This is a genomic window from Bacillus sp. L75 (genome assembly GCF_003676355.1).
Classification (GTDB): Bacteria; Bacillota; Bacilli; order Bacillales; family Bacillaceae; genus Bacillus; species Bacillus velezensis.
Map to the genome: position 1 here is coordinate 294,555 of NZ_ML064901.1, position 18,116 is coordinate 312,670.

18 protein-coding genes are annotated in these 18,116 nt (G+C 50.0%); 14 read left to right on the forward strand and 4 right to left on the reverse strand.

Features of this window, described 5'->3' with window-relative positions:
* Positions 1–62: 62 nt before the first annotated feature.
* A complete protein-coding gene (locus D5S11_RS01540) occupies positions 63–3,932 on the forward strand; it encodes a metallophosphoesterase (protein ID WP_108725281.1) in 3,870 nt (1,289 codons plus the stop codon).
* Positions 3,933–4,099: 167 nt separating this feature from the next.
* Entirely contained in the window at positions 4,100–4,675 is a 576-nt protein-coding gene (locus D5S11_RS01545) for a TetR/AcrR family transcriptional regulator (protein WP_007614041.1), read from the forward strand.
* Between the two features lie 144 nt (positions 4,676–4,819).
* Here D5S11_RS01545 and D5S11_RS01550 read toward each other — a convergent pair whose 3' ends face one another.
* From D5S11_RS01550 to nagA, 3 genes are read right to left on the reverse strand one after another with little or no spacing between them, the layout of a single operon-like run.
* The gene (locus D5S11_RS01550) at positions 4,820–5,551 is read right to left on the reverse strand and encodes a GntR family transcriptional regulator (protein WP_039063706.1); all 732 of its coding nucleotides are present in this window, start codon (positions 5,549–5,551) and stop codon (positions 4,820–4,822) included.
* Between the two features lie 13 nt (positions 5,552–5,564).
* On the reverse strand, positions 5,565–6,290 hold the full coding sequence (gene nagB, locus D5S11_RS01555; RefSeq protein WP_108725282.1) for a glucosamine-6-phosphate deaminase: 726 nt from the start codon (positions 6,288–6,290) through the stop codon (positions 5,565–5,567).
* Positions 6,287–7,477, reverse strand: a complete 1,191-nt coding sequence (nagA, locus tag D5S11_RS01560; RefSeq protein ID WP_108725283.1) for an N-acetylglucosamine-6-phosphate deacetylase — start codon at positions 7,475–7,477, stop codon at positions 6,287–6,289. The genes nagB and nagA overlap by 4 nt, the downstream gene beginning before the upstream one ends.
* Before the next feature lie 169 nt (positions 7,478–7,646).
* Here nagA and hprK point away from each other — a divergent pair, with 169 nt between their 5' ends.
* The 4 genes from hprK to D5S11_RS01580 are packed head-to-tail and all read left to right on the forward strand — an operon-like array spanning position 7,647 to position 10,607.
* The gene (hprK, locus tag D5S11_RS01565) at positions 7,647–8,579 is read left to right on the forward strand and encodes an HPr(Ser) kinase/phosphatase (RefSeq protein ID WP_108725284.1); all 933 of its coding nucleotides are present in this window, start codon (positions 7,647–7,649) and stop codon (positions 8,577–8,579) included.
* Positions 8,580–8,593: 14 nt separating this feature from the next.
* A complete protein-coding gene (gene lgt / locus D5S11_RS01570; RefSeq protein ID WP_007407440.1) occupies positions 8,594–9,409 on the forward strand; it encodes a prolipoprotein diacylglyceryl transferase in 816 nt (271 codons plus the stop codon).
* A 25-nt stretch (positions 9,410–9,434) separates the two neighbouring features.
* Positions 9,435–10,085: a pyrophosphatase PpaX gene (ppaX, locus tag D5S11_RS01575; protein ID WP_007407439.1), complete on the forward strand. Its 651-nt coding sequence runs from the start codon at positions 9,435–9,437 to the stop codon at positions 10,083–10,085.
* 3 nt (positions 10,086–10,088) lie between these two features.
* The gene (locus D5S11_RS01580; RefSeq protein ID WP_007407438.1) at positions 10,089–10,607 is read left to right on the forward strand and encodes an acyltransferase; all 519 of its coding nucleotides are present in this window, start codon (positions 10,089–10,091) and stop codon (positions 10,605–10,607) included.
* Between the two features lie 16 nt (positions 10,608–10,623).
* Here the strand turns inward: D5S11_RS01580 and D5S11_RS01585 are convergent, their stop codons facing one another.
* Positions 10,624–11,349 (reverse strand): C39 family peptidase, encoded by a 726-nt coding sequence (locus tag D5S11_RS01585; RefSeq protein ID WP_108725285.1) that lies wholly within the window; start codon positions 11,347–11,349, stop codon positions 10,624–10,626.
* A 237-nt stretch (positions 11,350–11,586) separates the two neighbouring features.
* Between D5S11_RS01585 and D5S11_RS01590 the strand changes: the two genes are divergently transcribed.
* The 8 genes from D5S11_RS01590 to hisIE are packed head-to-tail and all read left to right on the forward strand — an operon-like array spanning position 11,587 to position 17,998.
* A complete protein-coding gene (locus tag D5S11_RS01590) occupies positions 11,587–12,759 on the forward strand; it encodes an ATP phosphoribosyltransferase regulatory subunit (protein ID WP_108725286.1) in 1,173 nt (390 codons plus the stop codon).
* The gene (gene hisG, locus D5S11_RS01595; RefSeq protein WP_007407435.1) at positions 12,752–13,393 is read left to right on the forward strand and encodes an ATP phosphoribosyltransferase; all 642 of its coding nucleotides are present in this window, start codon (positions 12,752–12,754) and stop codon (positions 13,391–13,393) included. Before D5S11_RS01590 ends, hisG begins: the two co-directional genes overlap by 8 nt.
* Entirely contained in the window at positions 13,390–14,703 is a 1,314-nt protein-coding gene (gene hisD / locus D5S11_RS01600) for a histidinol dehydrogenase (RefSeq protein ID WP_042635517.1), read from the forward strand. Before hisG ends, hisD begins: the two co-directional genes overlap by 4 nt.
* Entirely contained in the window at positions 14,669–15,253 is a 585-nt protein-coding gene (hisB, locus tag D5S11_RS01605; RefSeq protein WP_015240671.1) for an imidazoleglycerol-phosphate dehydratase HisB, read from the forward strand. Before hisD ends, hisB begins: the two co-directional genes overlap by 35 nt.
* The gene (hisH, locus tag D5S11_RS01610) at positions 15,254–15,892 is read left to right on the forward strand and encodes an imidazole glycerol phosphate synthase subunit HisH (protein ID WP_007407432.1); all 639 of its coding nucleotides are present in this window, start codon (positions 15,254–15,256) and stop codon (positions 15,890–15,892) included.
* Positions 15,889–16,626 carry a 1-(5-phosphoribosyl)-5-[(5-phosphoribosylamino)methylideneamino]imidazole-4-carboxamide isomerase gene (hisA, locus tag D5S11_RS01615; RefSeq protein ID WP_032869587.1) on the forward strand — a complete coding sequence of 246 codons (738 nt, stop codon included), beginning with the start codon at positions 15,889–15,891 and terminating at the stop codon, positions 16,624–16,626. The genes hisH and hisA overlap by 4 nt, the downstream gene beginning before the upstream one ends.
* A complete protein-coding gene (gene hisF, locus D5S11_RS01620; RefSeq protein WP_042635516.1) occupies positions 16,623–17,381 on the forward strand; it encodes an imidazole glycerol phosphate synthase subunit HisF in 759 nt (252 codons plus the stop codon). The genes hisA and hisF overlap by 4 nt, the downstream gene beginning before the upstream one ends.
* Positions 17,378–17,998, forward strand: a complete 621-nt coding sequence (gene hisIE / locus D5S11_RS01625) for a bifunctional phosphoribosyl-AMP cyclohydrolase/phosphoribosyl-ATP diphosphatase HisIE (RefSeq protein WP_007407429.1) — start codon at positions 17,378–17,380, stop codon at positions 17,996–17,998. The genes hisF and hisIE overlap by 4 nt, the downstream gene beginning before the upstream one ends.
* Positions 17,999–18,116 lie beyond the last annotated feature (118 nt).

Here is an 18,116-nt window from a genome sequence, read left to right on the forward strand (position 1 = left end):
TATGTGTGATTTACATAAGCGGCAGCCTCCTGACGCAACATAATGTATAGGGAGGTAATGAGATGAAACTTGTGATGACGCTCTTTTTTCTGATTGGTTTGCTTTGTGTGAGTCCTTCTGCGGATGCGGCGCGCAAAGAATCGGCAATCCCCGTGAATCAGCAGGAATTCGGACAGCCGCCTCATTACATACCGCTTCTGGAGAATCCTCCCCAAATCGAAGTAAAGGCGGAAATGAAAAGAAACCTGTTCATACAGGCTCATGTACGGAATGCTGACTATCAAGCGTTTTCGGCGTTTCTTTTTTATAAACAAAGCAATGAGCTTGGGTTTAAAATGGTGCCGATGGAGCCCGCGCCAGGCGCAATCCGGCTGTTTACGGCCCAGGTTTCAAAGCGGGATATCTGGAATGGAGAATTGGAATATTACCTCGTTTTCACCAACGGCAGACAGCGGGCGGAATCGGAGAAAAAGCGGCTGAAGCTGGACGGCTATCAAGCCGATTTGAATCATATTCCCGAGCTGATGATTACGGAGCTTGCGGTTGATACGAAAAATGAAGACGGCGCTGATGCCTATGAATTTATCGAGGTGTATAACACGACGGACAGACCCATTCATTTTAAAGACTATCACATCCGCTACCGCTATCCGAAGGAAGGGCCGGAATCAGACATGATATGGAGGCCGAAAGAAGATACCGTCATTCCGTCAGGCGGGACTTACGTGTTTTGGCTGAGACGCGCCGCATCAGAACTGACGATAGATGATTTCAACCGCTATTACGGGACACGCCTGAAGGAGGGAAAACATCTCGCCGTCATCGAAGGGACGGACGGAATGTCCAACGGCCGCCCGCGTACGGTGGTGCTGTCGGCAAATACCGGCAAGGATATCGCCTCGGCGCAATACCGGAAACACGCTTTCCGCCGGCTGACTTCTTTGCTGTACAAATATCCGCTGAACGGAACGGGAGAATTGCTGAAGATCTCCACGAGCGAGCATAAGCCGTCACCGGGCTCCGTTTTTCAGGCGCAGATCCCGCAGCAGAAAAGGGTGATAAAACCCGACAAGGAAAAACCGGTCATCGAAGACCTTACAGACAGAAAGCCAGTCCGGCCCGCTGAAAGCATTGAATTAAAGGCTGACATAAAAGACAAAAACCTTGTCAAAACAGCCGCGTTTTATTACCGGACCAATGAGAAAAAACCATTCAAACGAATTCTGGCCGAAAAAGACCGCAACGACAGCTTATACCATCACATTCTTTATTCCCCGGAACTGCTCGGCCAGGATCAGCTTGAGTATTATATCGCAGCCAGTGATGGAGAAAATGAAGCAAAAACGCCCGTCAAGATGATTGACATTGAACAGACGAGCAAATCACACGGACTCAGAATGAATGTTGAACCCGAAGATACGATATCCGGCACCTATCTGCTCAAAGCGACTTCCGACGTCAGCGCCGATAAGATCAAGCTGTGGATTGACGGCAAGCGGCAGGAGACCCGGCCGGCGCTGGAAAAAGAGGTCTATTTCGCCTTCGATGCCCGGAAAACGAATCTTTATTTTCAAAACACCGTCATAATGGAAAATGAGGTGCTGCACATTTTTGACGATCCGTCTCATCGCTACAGAACGCACTCGGTTCTCCTTCCGGAACGTCTGCTGCAAAAAGGGGGCAAAACGCAGAAAGTATCCATCCGTTCGGGCTCAAAGGTTTCTCCGTATGACACGGGAGAGAATCGGGATGATTTTGTCGTGAAACATGCCCGTCTGGTGCTTTCGGACGGAACGGTGATCAAAGACGGGAAGACGGATCCGGCTGAGCAGCTGTTTATCGGTGACGGCAGGCGGGCGAATCAGCAGAAGACCTTCTCATTCAGCCTGCCGGATCATTTGTTTACGTCACGGCTGCTGCCGTGGAACACGGCGAAGCTTTCTGAAGGCTATCACCATATTTTTGTTAGCGACGGGGAGGAGCAGCTGAGCCAATCTGTGCGGGTGGACAATACGGGGCCGAAGATTATCCCGGGTATCAAAGAAGGCGCGGCGCTGAAAGGTAATGTTGAGCTGAATGCGGACATCCGTGACAAATGGAGCAAAGTGGAAGAGGTCAAAGCGTTTTTGGACGGAGAAAGCATTACGCTCCCGCATCACACGTCATCAGCCGATCTCAAGCCCGGAAAACATACCCTTACCATCATTGCGGCAGACCTTGCCGGAAATGAAACAACGTCCGTCCGCACCTTCCATATCAAACGGGAGGAGCCGAACCAGCCGGAGCTTGCCGATCAAAAAATCGGCGCCCACAAAGCAAAGCTGTCCGTCCGGGTAAAAGACCCGACGAAGGATGACATGAATGTATCATTTTATCGCGGCTTCCGTTATACCGCGCGGAATCCGGGCAGCGTGAAAGTGTATAAACACGCCTCATTGACGGAACCGCCGAGGGGCATAAAAGAAAATGAAATGCCGTTTACCCTGCCGGAAATGAACCGCATCTCGGCAAATGACGGAAAAACCGTATCGGCGGAAAGTATGGAGCGTTTTCCTTATCACCGGTTCGAAGTCTCCGTTGACCCGTCTATCGACGAAACGGATCTGGCCGAGGCGGTCTGGAAAGGAAGCTCTCTGCCCAGCCGAAAGGTAACCATGTATATTTGGAATTACCGGACAAGCCGCTGGCAGGAGGCGGACAGCGTTCTTGCCAAAGATAAAAAGCCGTTTACATTAAAAGCCGCCGTTTCCGCAGCGGATGTGGTGAAGAACTCAAAAATGAATGTCATCGTGCAGGATCAAATACCGGCGAAAGGCAATTACACGTTTGTCTGGATGTCGGATACACAGTATTACGCACAAGGGCACCCGCACATTTTTGACAAAATGACGGAGTGGATCAAAGAAAATAAGGAAAAGCACAATATTAAATATGTCTTTCATACCGGCGATATCGTCGATGATTCAATGGTGATGAAACAGTGGAAAAACGCCGATCACTCCATGCGGACGCTTGACAAGGCGGGGATTCCGTACGGAGTGCTTGCCGGCAATCACGACGTCGGCCATAAAGACGGCACATACCGAACCTTCGGGGATTTCTTCGGGAGCCGCCGGTTTGAACAGAACATGCATTACGGCGGATCATATAAAAATAACCGCGGGCATTATGACCTGCTGTCGGCAAGCGGGAACGATTTTATTATGATTTATATGGGCTGGGGCATTGCGGAACAAGAGATTGACTGGATCAATCAAGTGCTGAAACGGTATCCGGACCGAACCGCCATCTTATGCTTTCATGAGTACTTGCTTGTGAGCGGAAATCGAAGCCCGATCGGGGAAACGATCTATCGAAAAGTCGTCAAGCCGAATCGCAATGTGGCGATGGTATTAAGCGGCCATTACCATAACGCCATGAAAAAAACCGATGCGCTTGACGATGACGGAGACGGAAAACCGGACCGCCTCGTTCACCAAATTCTGACCGACTACCAGGACGGTCCGGAAGGGGGGCAGGGCTTTATGCGCATGATGCAATTCGATCAGGCCGCCAATCAGGTTCACATGTTCTCCTACTCGCCGTACACGGATGACATCAATTACTATGACACCGATCTGTTCGCTGATAAAGACGAATTCTCAGCAGAAATGGATTTACAGCCGAAGAGGAAAAGGGTAGCGACCGATTATTTTGAATGCAACGTCTATACGAACGAACTGCTCGGTCATAAAAAACACGTAAAAAGCGGAAAAACCGCAAATTGGGTCTGGGACGGCCTGCAGCCTGATTCCGTTTATTACTGGTACACCGTTGTTAAGGACCCGTACAACGGCAAAACAATATCACCGTTGTGGATGTTCAAAACGGGAAATACGCCGTATCGCCCGGCTCCGGATCAGTTTGATTTCAGGCATGCCTCAAACCCATAACGAAAAAAATACAGCCTGCTGATCGCTCAGAAGAAAATCTGACGGTCAGCAGGATTTTTTCTGTGCGTAAATGGCGGCGTCCTGCTGTGATAAGTGCTTTTGACTTTTTTAGGTCCCTTTTCTATACTAAAATCGATTGGTTTTCGTAATATGCAGGAGGAAACATAATGAACAGTAAAACCGGGACAAAAGAAAGAATTATTCAAACCTCTGCATATCTTTTTCAGATTCAGGGATACCATGCGACTGGTTTGAATCAAATTATAAAAGAGAGCGGAGCACCCAGAGGGTCTGTGTATCATCACTTTCCAAACGGAAAAGCAGAACTCGCCATTGCGGCGATCAAATATACGGGAAGATGCGTAGAAAAGCAAATACAGAATAGTATGTCTCAATTCGCGGACCCTATAGAAGCGATTCAGCACTTTATTCATGTAACGGCTGAACAGTTTAATGATCCGCAGAATATTGAGGGCGTGCCGGTTGGATTGCTGGCGGGTGAGACCGCTCTGATCAATGAAACGTTAAGATGCACATGTGTTGAGGTGTTCAAGAAGTGGACGGATGTGTTTGCGGCAAAATTTCTTGAGCATGGGTTTGAACAAGAGGAAGCGGAGAAGCTCGGGGTGACAATCAACTCGATGATTGAAGGCGCAATCATGTTTTCACTGGCTCATAAAAACAAAGAACCGCTGCTGCTGATTTCAAAGCAGGTTCCGTATATTGTCCAAAACAGAGGGTAGCATTTTATTACTCTTTTCTTTATAAAAATAGATACCAGAACCCCAGCCTCTCCGTTTTGACAGAGTCATAGAGAACATTCACCGGCTTGATTTGAAAATGGCAGATCAAAAAAACATCTCCAACCCGTAACGGTTGGAGATGTTTCATTTCACCCTGTCCATATAGTGCACGAATGTGTAGCGGTCGCCTCTGTAGGCGGATTTGACGTGCTCAAAGGCAGTGCCGTCCTGCAGATAAGTGGTCCGCTTGATATAGAGGACGGGGGCGCCGGGCTGGATACCGAGCAGCTCAGCTTCTTCCTCGGTAGCGGCTCCCGGTTCAAGCTCTTGTTTTGCCCGTGAGATCGGCATCTGATTGTACGCTTCAATATGCTCATACATGGATGATTGAAAATGGGAGGCGTCCAGTTTTCCCGCCTTGTCAAACGGGATGTACGAGGCCTCAATCGCCATCGGGATATCATTTGCCAGCCGGACGCGGATGATTTTATGAAGCGTTGCCGGATAGCCGCATCCCAGGATAGAAGATAATTCTTCCGTCGCCTGAATCAGCTGGTATTCGGCAAGTCTGCTCCCCGGCTTCATGCCCCGGCTTCTCATATCTTCCGTAAAACTTGTCAGCCCTTGAAGCGGCTGTTCCATCTTCAGTTTGCTGACGAACGTTCCCCGGCCTTTCTGCCTGTATAAAAATCCTTCATTCACCAGATTGGAAAGCGCCTGGCGCACCGTCATTCGGCTGATGCCGAATTGTTCGGCGTATTCCCGCTCCGACGGAAGCAGCGCATCCGCTTTCAGCTCGCCGTTTTTGATTTGTGTTTTTAATTGTTCCATAATCTGAAAGTAAATCGGAATCGGAGATTGTTTATCAATCTGCATAGGTCAAATCCTTTCAATCGCCGCCCGCAGCCTTTTCATCAATCAAGACCGTCACATCCGGATGCGCGTGCAGGGCGGAGGCGGGGAATGCTTCGCTGATGCGCCCGTCCAGAAGCTGCTTCACCGCTTGGGCCTTGCTTTTTCCGGATGCCATGATCAAAATCCGTTTGCCGGACAAAATCGTCCCGATCCCCATTGTCAGGGCTTTTACAGGGACTTGATCAATTGACGGAAAGTACCGCGCATTCGCCTGTCTTGTCTCTTCATTCAGCTCAACGACATGGGTTCGGGATTCAAATGGCGTCCCGGGTTCATTAAAGCCGATATGGCCGTTGTGTCCGATGCCTAAAAGCTGTATATCCGCTCCGCCGAGTGTTTGAATCAATCGGTCATATCGTCCGCATTCGGCATCAAGATCGTCTGCCCGTCCGTCAGGGAGAAAGCGGCGGTCCTTTCGGCTGTCGATATGTGCAAAAAAATGTGTATTCATATAATAATGATAGCTGTTTTTGTCCTCGGGAGAAAGCCCGGCGTATTCATCAAGGTTGATCGTCGTGACATTCCGGAATGACAAGTCTTCTGAGCGGTGCATCCGCACAAGTTCTTTGTATACGCCTTCAGGGGTGCCTCCCGTCGCAAGGCCGAGAACGGCATCCGGCTTTTGTTTCACTGTTTCAGCGATAATCGCTGCGGTTTTTTCACTTAATTCTTCATAATGTCTGCATGTGATAACGTTCATGTCCAATCAGCCTCCCTTGAGATATATGCGGTGTTTCCGCGGCAAATCGTGGCCAGCACGCCGCACTGTCCGTCCGTCAGAACAATGTCGGCGTCTTTTCCTTCGGCGATGCTTCCTTTACGGTCGAATATGCCGAGGCGGCGGGCCGCATTTGCCGATGTCATATTTGCTATATCCGGCCATGAGCAGTTTGTAAACCTGCGCATGAGCGCCGCGCCTTCATTCATTTTTAAAATGGAACCGGCCAGCGTCCCGTCAGAGAGAAGCGCCGTGTCCCCGCGAACGGTGACTTTTTGTCCGCCGAATTCGTATTCTCCGTCCTTAAGCCCTTTTGCCCGCATGGAGTCTGTTATCATGATCAGGTTTTTGCTTCCTTTCGCCAAATAGGCAAGCTTAACGGCCAAAGGATGGGAATGAATGCCGTCAGTGATCAGCTCCGCCGTGATGCGGCCGCAGGCGAGAGCCGTACCGATGCCCCCCGGCTCACGATGATGAAAGGAGCTCATGGCATTGAAGAGGTGCGTCATATGCACCGCCCCGGCATCCGCCGCTTTTTGTAAAAGCTCGGCTCCCGCGTCTGTGTGTCCCATTGACGGGATGATGTTTTGGTCTTTTAAATAACGGATCAGGCTGAAATCAGGATCTTCTTCCGGCGCAAGCGTCACGATTTTGATCAGCCCTCCCGAGAGCCGCTCCCATTTCTGAAAGAGCCCGGCATCAGCAGGAGTAATCCATTGTTTCGGCTGTGCTCCCGCCTTTCTCGGAGAGACAAACGGTCCTTCTAAATGAATGCCGATCAACTCAGCGCCTTTTTGGGCCTGCGGTGAGGAAGACGCCCATTTTTTGGCGTTGACGAGCGCTTTTTCAATGTTTTCGTGCTGCTGTGTGATCGTTGTCGCTAAAAAAGAGGTTGTTCCTTCTTCGGGCAGCCGGGCGGACATTGTATCAAGAGCTGCAACATCAGCATCCATCGTATCCGCGCCGTATCCGCCGTGAATATGAATATCAATCATTCCGGGAAGCGCATACGAACCCGCGGGCGCCTTCCATTCCTTCTCATACGTTTCTTGCGGTCTTGTTTTCCCCGCGTAAGAAATGATGCCGTCCTTTATACCGAGAAAACCGTTTCGGATGATTTCTTCTTCTGTTACGATGTCCGCACCGCTGATTAACAAGCTTTCAGCCACTTTAAAACACGCCTTTCTTGTTAGTTGTTAGTTTTATTTTACTCCTTTTCAGACTAGTTATCTAGACCAGTTATGCCGGAATTGTATAAATCTGTTTTGGTTCAGACAGTAAAGTGATAAAATATAACTGTTCAAAGCTCGGAACATCCCAGAACAGGAGGAACATATCTTGGCAAAGGTTCGGACCAAAGACGTAATGGAGCAGTTCCATTTAGAATTGATCAGCGGAGAAGAAGGGATTAACCGCCCGATTACGATGAGTGATTTATCACGGCCCGGTATTGAAATCGCCGGTTATTTTACATATTACCCGAGAGAACGGGTGCAGCTTTTAGGAAAAACGGAGCTGTCATTTTTCGATCAGCTTCCCGAGGAAGATAAGAAACAGCGGATGAAATCGCTGTGCACCGATGTGACGCCGGCTATCATACTTTCCAGAGATATGCCGATCCCGCCGGAGCTTGTAGAAGCATCCGAGAAAAACGGCGTGCCTGTGCTCAGATCCCCTCTGAAAACAACCAGACTGTCAAGCCGGCTGACGAATTTTCTTGAGAGCCGTCTCGCGCCGACAACCGCCATTCACGGCGTGCTTGTGGATATATACGGCGTCGGTGTGCTCATAACGGGAAAAAGCGGCGTCGGTAAAAGTGAAACGGCCCTGGAGCTCGTCAAACGCGGCCATCGTCTTGTCGCGGATGACTGCGTCGAAATCCGGCAGGAGGATCAGGATACGCTCGTCGGGAATGCGCCTGATCTGATTGAGCATCTGCTTGAAATCAGGGGTCTCGGCATTATAAATGTCATGACGCTGTTCGGAGCGGGCGCCGTCAGAAGCAATAAAAGAATTACAATCGTCATGGACCTTGAGCTTTGGGAGCAAGGGAAGCAATACGACCGTCTCGGACTTGAAGAAGAAAAAATGAAAATCATTGATACGGAAATTACAAAACTGACCATTCCAGTCCGCCCTGGGCGAAATCTCGCCGTTATTATCGAAGTTGCGGCGATGAACTTCAGATTGAAGCGGATGGGCTTAAATGCTGCCGAGCAATTTACGAATAAGCTGGCGGATGTCATTGAAGACGGCGAACAAGACGAATAGGAGTTGGCAATAATATGAACGAAGCAGGAACACCAATCAATCCGATTGCCTTGCAGCTCGGGCCTTTATCCGTGCACTGGTACGGGATCATTATCGGCGCGGGTGCGTTATTAGGGCTTTGGATGGCCATGAGGGAGAGTGAAAAGCGGGGGCTGAAAAAGGACATTTTTATTGATCTTGTTCTTTTCGCCATCCCGATCGCAATCATTTGCGCACGGGCATACTATGTGCTTTTCGAGTGGAGCTATTACTCGGAACACCCCGGGGAAATCATTAAAACCTGGAAAGGCGGCATCGCGATTCACGGCGGATTGATCGGCGCGATCGCGACGGGAATCGTCTTTTCAAAAGTAAGAGGCATCTCATTCTGGAAGCTGGCGGATATTGCCGCGCCGAGTATTCTGCTCGGCCAGGCCATCGGGCGCTGGGGGAACTTTATCAACCAGGAGGCTCACGGTGAAGCGGTCAGCCGGTCATTTTTGGAAAGTCTGCATCTTCCGGATTTCATCATTAATCAGATGTACATAGACGGACAATATTATCACCCGACGTTTTTGTATGAATCGCTGTGGAGTTTTGCGGGCGTCGTGATTCTGCTTCTGCTCCGCCGCGTGAACCTGCGCAGGGGCAATCTGTTTTTGACGTATGTGATCTGGTATTCGATCGGCAGATACTTTATTGAGGGAATGCGGACGGACAGCCTGATGCTTACGAGCCAGCTTCGGATCGCGCAGGTCATTTCCATTGTGCTGATTGTACTTGCGATTATTTTAATGATTTTCAGACGCATGAAGGGGTATGCCGATAAGCGGTATGCTGATACGGACTGACGCCTGAAATCGGAAAGGACATAAGATGACTGATAAACGTGTAACCGCCATTTTATTTGATCTCGACGGCACGCTGATTGACACGAATGAACTGATTATCGCTTCTTACCTTCATACGCTTGATCATTATTGCCCGGGGCAGTTTAAAAGGGAAGATGTGCTTCCATTTATCGGCCCGCCTCTGTATGAAACGTTTTCAGGCATTAATGCTGAAAAGTGCGATGAGATGATCTGCATGTACAGAGCATTCAACCATGAAAAGCACGATGAACTCGTCACGGAGTACGAAACGGTTTATGAAACGCTGGATGAATTGAAAAAAGCGGGCTATCAGCTTGGTATTGTCACCACAAAGCTGAGGGATACAGTCAATATGGGATTGAAGCTGACAGGCATCGGGGCGTTTTTCGATACTGTCGTCACGCTTGATGATGTTAAGCACCCGAAGCCTGACCCCGAACCTGTGCGGCTTGCTCTCAGCCGGCTTGGGTGCGATCCGTCGGAAGCCATAATGGTCGGTGACAATTATCACGATGTCATGGCGGGAAAAAACGCCGGCACGAAAACAGCCGGCGTCGCGTGGACGATTAAAGGCGCACAGACGCTTTCCGCCTATGAACCCGATTATATGCTCGAGAAAATGAGTGATTTATTGCACATCACCGGAGTGAAGTAATCCGTGAGAAAAACAGACCGCCATCCGGTTTCAGGTGCAAATTCATTGTGGCATGTTTATCAGACGGTTCCCTTTCTGAAGGTGATGAAAAATTTCATCATCATTCAGATCGCAAGGTATACGCCGTTTTTAAGCGTGAAAAACTGGCTGTACCGAACCTTTTTGAAAATGAATGTCGGAAAACAGACGTCATTCGCGCTGATGGTGATGCCGGATATCATGTTTCCCGAAAAAATCACTGTCGGAAAAAACAGCATCATCGGCTACAATACGACGATTTTGGCTCATGAATATTTAATACATGAGTACCGGACCGGTTTTGTCACAATCGGTGACGAGGTGATGATCGGGGCAAACACAACTATTCTGCCCGGCGTCACCATCGGGAGCGGAGCCGTTGTATCAGCCGGCACGCTGGTGCACAAAGATGTCCCGGCCGGGGCGTTTGTCGGAGGAAATCCGATGCAGGTGATCTATACGGACGAAGAAATGAAAAAACGAATGGAAAACCCCGCTGATTAACGTCAGCGGGGTTTTTTTATGACTTGATCACAATGGCCTGGCTGCCCATCTGCTTCCAGGCTTTTTCAAAGTCAGATCGGTTTGTTTTTCTGTTTTTATAGCCGTAAGGATCATTAACGTATACATAATCGTGATCATAACCGGTAACGGCTACGCTATGCATGCTGAACGTAATGTCGATTTTTCCGTTCGGCGTATTCCAAGTCTGCATATTATCAACCGGCTTAAAGGATGTGGTGGTAATCACCCAGACCGGCCGCCCTTTTTCAAGCTGGCGGTACACTGAAGAAATGTCTTTTCCCGTCAGATCGTATACTTTGTTTCCCGCATATTCTTTGGCGAGTTTATCAATCGGCTCATGATAAACGCCTAAACCCGGGCCGTTTTCCATATCTCCGGCAAATCCTTCATTCGGATCTCCCTTCAGCCCGCTGCTGTATGTGAGCGGAACTTTATTGATTTTATCCGCCAATGTATTTTTTGATACATGATATCCGGCATTGTTCAAAATCATAGCAAGGCTTGTCACCTCACAGCCATTGTACAGTCTGGGAGAATCCATCTGTCTGTACAGAACGACATTCAGCGGTGACGCGCTCCCTTTTAACGGTGTTTTCTCATCAGGCTCGTCGGACTGCTGATTAAAAAAATTCAAATGAATATCGTTTGTATAGATGTTATACCCGAGATAGACAAGGATGGCTGTCAGAATCACCACACATAATGTTCCAAGCGTCTTCATTATTACTCTCCCTTGTTTCTGATGAAGCTATTCTATGTATTATAGCACTTCTGCTCAATATGATTCGATCGTTCCGATATGTTTACAGGTTTGTTCATTCTTTAGCCATGTTTATGGAAAAGAATAGGCGGACATTGGGCGTTGCAATTCATTCTTTTATCTGCTAACATATTATCATATTAGCGAACTAAAGGATTCGGAATTTTCCTTCAGACAAAGCGGAGGTGTAAAAGGCAAATGTTTATGTTTGAGAAACCGCATGGCATGAGAGATACGCTGCCCGGTTTATACGAAGCCAAGAAAAAAGTCCGTTCCACACTGACGGATTTAATTGATAAATGGGGTTATCAGTTTATGGAGACGCCGACCCTTGAATTTTATGAAACAGTAGGCGTCCAGTCAGCCATTGAAGAACAGCAGCTGTTTAAGCTTCTCGATCAGGACGGGAAAACGCTTGTGCTTCGGCCTGATATGACCGGACCGATTGCCAGGGTGGCGGCGTCTAAGCTGCACAAACACAATCATCCGCTCAGAGCGGGGTACGCGGCAAGCGTCTATCGCGCTCAAGAGCGGGAAGGCGGACGTCCGGCCGAATTCGAACAGGTCGGCGCGGAGCTGATCGGCGACGGATCAACAAGCGCGGACGCCGAGGTGATTGCGCTGGCGGTCGGCGCTTTGAAAAACGCGGGATTGCACCGGTTTAAAATCGCGATCGGCCATGCCGGACTCGCTGATGAGCTGTTTGTCGAGGTTCTGGGCAATGCTGAGCGGGCGGATGTTCTGCGACGCTTTCTCTTTGAGAAGAATTACGTGGGATACAGGGAACATGTCAAATCGCTTCCGCTTTCTTCAATAGATAAAAGCCGGCTGCTCACACTTCTGGAATTGCGAGGCGGGAAAGAGATCTGCGCCAAAGCGGAGGAGATCATCGGCATCTCCGGACAAAGCTTGATTCAGGAGCTGGAAGACCTGTGGGACATTCTTGAGGATTACGGATGTGCCGAGCATATTCGCCTTGATCTGAATATGGTAAGCCATATGAGTTATTACACGGGAATTTTATTCGAAGTGTATGCGGCAAATGTCGGTTTTGTCATCGGAAGCGGCGGACGCTATAACAATCTTCTCGGCCATTTCGGCAGTCCCGCTCCCGCCACGGGTTTCGGGCTCCGTATCGACAGGCTGATTGAAGCGCTCGGCATCCAGGAAGAAACTAGTGAAGCGGACGCCGTGATTTTCAGCAAGGAGCAGCGGGCGCAGGCCATTTTATTCGCGGAGGAAGAAAGGGCGAGAGGCAGAAAAGTCGTCCTGCAGGATCTGGCGGGCATTGAAAATATCGATCATATGACAAAATCATTTGCAAACGTCACATACTTTATCGGTGCCAGAAAGGAAGAGCAGAATGGATAAGGTACTCACAATGGCAATGCCAAAAGGACGGATATTCGAAGAAGCGGCCGGGTTGCTGCGGCAGGCCGGGTACAGGCTGCCCGAGGAGTTTGAAGAATCGAGAAAGCTGATCATTGACGTTCCTGAAGAAAATCTCCGCTTTATTCTGGCAAAGCCGATGGATGTGACGACTTATGTCGAGCATGGCGTCGCTGATGCCGGTATTGCCGGAAAGGATGTCATGCTTGAGGAAGAGCGTGACGTGTATGAGGTGCTCGATCTGAAAATCAGCAAATGCCATCTCGCCGTTGCGGGGCTTCCAGGAGCGGATTGGAACGGAGTCGCCCCGAGGATTGCGACGAAATATCCGAATGTTGCGTCAAGTTATTTCAGAGAGCAGGGCGAGCAGGTGGAAATCATTAAGCTGAACGGTTCGATTGAATTGGCGCCTTTAATCGGGCTTGCTGACAGAATCGTAGATATCGTATCAACCGGGCGGACATTAAAAGAAAACGGTCTCGTTGAATCAGAACATATTTGTGACATCACATCGCGTTTTATCGTCAATCCGGTCAGCTACCGCATGAAGGATGATGTAATCGACGAAATGGCGGCCAGGCTGGCCAGGGTTGTGGAAGGAGAAACGGCACAATGAAAATAACGGCAGTAAAAAGAAGCGAGCGGTTCTCACTGAAGCGTTCCATCGACAGCGGAACCGAAGAGCAGCGGAAAACCGTCAGGGGGATTATTGAAGACGTCAGACAAAACGGTGACAAAGCCGTTTTGGCCTATACAAAAACATTTGACGGCATCAGCCTGAACCAAATGGCCGTGAGTGCAGAGGAAGTCACCGAGGCGTACCGTCTGCTTGATGATCAGCTGCTGGAAGTGATCAGACAGGCGATTGCCAATATTAAAGAATATCACGAACGCCAGCTGCAATCCTCGTGGTTTTACCATCGCAAAGACGGCTCGATGCTCGGGCAGAAAATAACGGCGCTCGATTCCGCGGGCGTATACGTGCCGGGCGGGACGGCGGCTTATCCGTCTTCCGTTTTAATGAATGTCATCCCCGCTCTCGCTGCGGGAGTGGAACGGATCGTTCTCGTCAGTCCTCCGGGAAAAGACGGCCGCCTTTCGCCGGGCGTTCTGGCGGCGGCGTCTGAGCTCGGCATAAAGGAAATTTACAAAGCGGGAGGCGCGCAGGCGATTGCCGCGCTCGCTTACGGAACCGAAACGATACAGCCTGTTGATAAGATCACGGGCCCCGGCAATATATTTGTAGCACTCGCGAAGCGCGAAGTCTTCGGCGTTGTGGATATTGACATGATTGCCGGGCCCAGTGAAATCGTGGTCCTTGCAGACGATACGGCGGTGCCCAAAGAAGTCGCCGCTGACCTGCTTTCACAGGCCGAACACGATACGCTCAGCTCAAGCGTGCTTGTCACCGACTCACGGAAGCTTGCCGAAGCCGTATCAGATGAGGTGAATAAACAGCTTCAGACGCTGCCGCGTAAAGAAATCGCCGAAGCGTCGATCAAGGATCACGGCCGCATTTATATCGCGGAATCGATGGAAGATGCAGTGGACACGGTGAATGCGCTGGCGCCCGAGCATTTAGAAATCATGACGCATTCGCCGGAGGCTTTGCTTGGAAGCATCAGACACGCGGGGGCGATTTTCTTAGGGCGATACAGCGCTGAACCGGTCGGCGATTATTTTGCCGGACCGAATCACGTTTTGCCGACAAACGGAACGGCGCGGTTTTCAAGCCCGTTGAATGTAACAGATTTTCAAAAGAAATCGAGCATCATCTCATACAGCCGGAAGGCATTTGAAACGCACGCGGACAGCATTTCCGCCTTCGCGAGACTGGAAGGGCTTGAAGCGCACGCAAGATCGATTGAAGCGAGAAACGGAGGAATGACCGATGAGAAAAGCGGAACGCGCCAGAACAACAAATGAGACCGATATTAAGCTGGCTTTCGAAATAGACGGAGAAGGAAAAGCCGACATCAGCACGGATGTGCCGTTTATGACTCATATGCTTGATTTGTTCACAAAGCACGGGCAATTCAATTTAACTGTTGACGCAAAAGGCGATACGGAGATAGATGATCACCACACGACTGAAGATATCGGCATCTGCTTAGGGCAGGCTTTTTTGGAGGCGCTCGGTGATAAAAAAGGGATCAAACGGTACGGATCAGCGCTAGTACCGATGGACGAAGCGCTCGCCCAAGTCGCCGTAGACCTGAGCAACCGGCCGCACCTTGAGATGCGCGGTGCATTTCCGCAAGCGAAAGTCGGAACGTTTGATACCGAGCTGGTACACGAATTCCTATGGAAACTGGCGCTGGAAGCGAGAATGAATCTGCACGTCATCGTTCATTACGGAACGAATACCCATCATATGATAGAAGCCGTGTTTAAGGCGCTTGGCAGAGCGCTTGATGAAGCGTCATCCATTGATCCGCGCGTCAAGGGTGTGCCGTCTACGAAAGGAATGCTGTAAATGATCGGTGTAATTGATTACGGTATGGGCAATTTATTCAGCGTGTCGAAGGCGCTGGAACGCGTCGGTGTCCCGTATGTCGTATCAGACCGGCCGGAAGAGCTTGAAAAAGCGGATGCTTTTATTCTCCCCGGTGTCGGATCATTCAGTGACGCCATGGACAATTTACGCAGCGCGAAGCTTGATCAATTCATACACCGTATGGTTGACGAGGGTAAGCTGCTCCTCGGCATCTGCCTCGGCATGCAGCTCATTTTCGAAGAAAGCACCGAAAACGGCTCTGCAAAAGGACTCGGTTTATTAGCCGGAAAAGCTGTGAGACTCAAAGACAGAGATGCCGAAGGAAACAAGCTGAAGGTGCCGCATATGGGCTGGAACCGGCTGACGTTTCACCAAACGTCTCCTTTGCTTTCGGAAGCGGAAGAAGGCTTCGTTTACTTTGTCCATTCCTATTATATAGACGGGATGGAAGACGGCGATCTTCTGGCAAGCGCTGAGTACGGCGTTCGTGTTCCGGCGGTCGTCGGGAAACGCAATGTCTTCGGTGCACAGTTTCACCCGGAAAAAAGCGGTACGGCCGGAATGGCGATCTTAACGCAATTTACAAAAATGGCAGCGGAACAGAAGGTGAAGAAATGAACGCTTTTACATTATATCCGGCAATCGATATGAGAAACGGCAAATGCGTCCGCCTCATCCAAGGCGATTACGGCAAGGAAACGATATACGGTGACTCTCCTTTAGACATGGCGGCGCAATTTGCACAAGAAGGCGCCGAATGGATTCATCTCGTGGATCTTGACGGCGCGAAAGCAGGCAGGAAAGTAAACGACAGGCATGTTCTTGACATTGCGCGGCAGCTTGATGTCAAAGTCGAGATCGGCGGCGGGATCCGTTCTGAAGCGGATGTGTACGGTTATTTATCACAAGATGTTGATCGCGTTATTCTCGGCAGCTCGGCTGTTTCCGATCCGGCATTTGTGAAGAGCATGCTGAAACAATACGGCGGCAAAATCGCGATCGGTCTTGATGCAAGGAACGGATATGTCTCGACGGAAGGCTGGCTGGAAACATCCTCGGTAAGGGCGGCCGATCTGGGCCGTGAATTGGCGAAGGAAGGAGCGGAAACCTTCATTTTCACGGATATTGCAACTGACGGCATGCTGTCAGGACCGAACATCGAAAGCACCGTTCAGCTCGCAAAAGCAACGGGAAAAACCGTCATCGCTTCAGGCGGAGTCAGCTCAGTCGCCGACCTCAAAGCACTGGCCCGCTTCAAAGACGCCGGCGTATCGGGAGCGATTATCGGAAAAGCGCTGTATACAAAACAATTTACATTGGCTGAAGCGCTCAGCGGGGTGAAGGACGCATGATCACGAAACGAATCATTCCGTGTCTCGATGTGAAAGAAGGCCGCGTCGTTAAAGGCATTCAATTTCTCGGGCTGAAAGATGCGGGCGATCCTGTCGAGCTGGCCGAAGCTTACGACAGGGAGGGCGCTGACGAACTTGTTTTTCTCGACATTTCCGCCTCTCACGAAGGCCGCAAGACGATGACAGACGTCGTAGAACAAGTTGCGGCAAAACTGGCGATTCCGTTTACAGTCGGCGGCGGAATCAATCAATTAAGCGATATGAAACGAATGCTTCGCGCCGGCGCTGATAAAGTATCCGTTAATACAGCGGCCGTCCTCCGCCCCGAGCTGATTACGGAAGGAGCGGATTTTTTCGGCTCGCAATGCATCGTCGCGGCGATTGACGCAAAGTATGATGAAGATTCGGATTGCTATAAAGTGTACACACACGGCGGCAGAAAGAAAACCGAGTGGGAAGTCACGGCCTGGGCAAAAGAAGCCGTCAGCCGGGGAGCGGGTGAAATCCTGCTGACAAGCATGGACGCAGACGGTGAGAAAACAGGCTTTAATCATACGCTCACACAGCTTGTCTCACGTGCAGTCCCGGTGCCCGTCATTGCGTCAGGGGGAGCCGGCAGCGCGCGCCATATGCTTGAAGCCTTCACGATCGGTGAAGCGGACGCCGCGCTTGCAGCTTCCATTTTCCATTACAAAGAGACATCTATAAAAGAAGTGAAAGATTATATGAAGAAACACGGGGTGAATGTGAGATGAAACGGGCAGATGAACTGCGGTTTGACGAGGCCGGACTGATTCCCGCCATCGTGCAGGATGCGGCAAGCAAAGAAGTACTGACACTGGCTTATATGAATCGTGAATCCTACGAAAAAACGATAGAAACGAAAGAAACCTGGTTTTACAGCCGTTCACGCGGGGAGCTGTGGCATAAAGGAGCGACGTCGGGGAATACCCAAAAGGTGAAAGCCATCCGCTATGATTGCGATCAAGATGCTCTTGTCGTGCTTGCGGAGCCTTCAGGACCCGCATGCCATAAGGGAAGCTACAGCTGCTTTTCTCCGGAAAAAGCGGATGCGCAGGATCGTTTCGGCATCTTAAATGAACTGGAAAGCGTAATCGCCAAACGGCAGGCGGAGATGCCTGACGGAGCCTACACAACGTATCTGTTTCGGGAAGGCGTCGATAAAATCCTCAAAAAAGTCGGCGAAGAAGCCGCAGAGGTTATTATCGCCGCGAAAAACCGGGACCATGAAGAATTAAAATGGGAAGCGGCGGATTTGCTGTATCATTTGCTCGTTCTTCTGCGTGAGCAGTCGCTTCCTTTGGACGACGTGCTTGACGTCCTTGCGAAACGCCATTCAGCATCTGAGTAAAACAAACCTCACGGAGAGATCCGTGAGGTTTTTAATCTGTCAAACTTAAACATTCAATTAAATATTCCTTATTTCCGCAACCGGAGGCAGATGAATTTGATAATATTGACTAATAGAG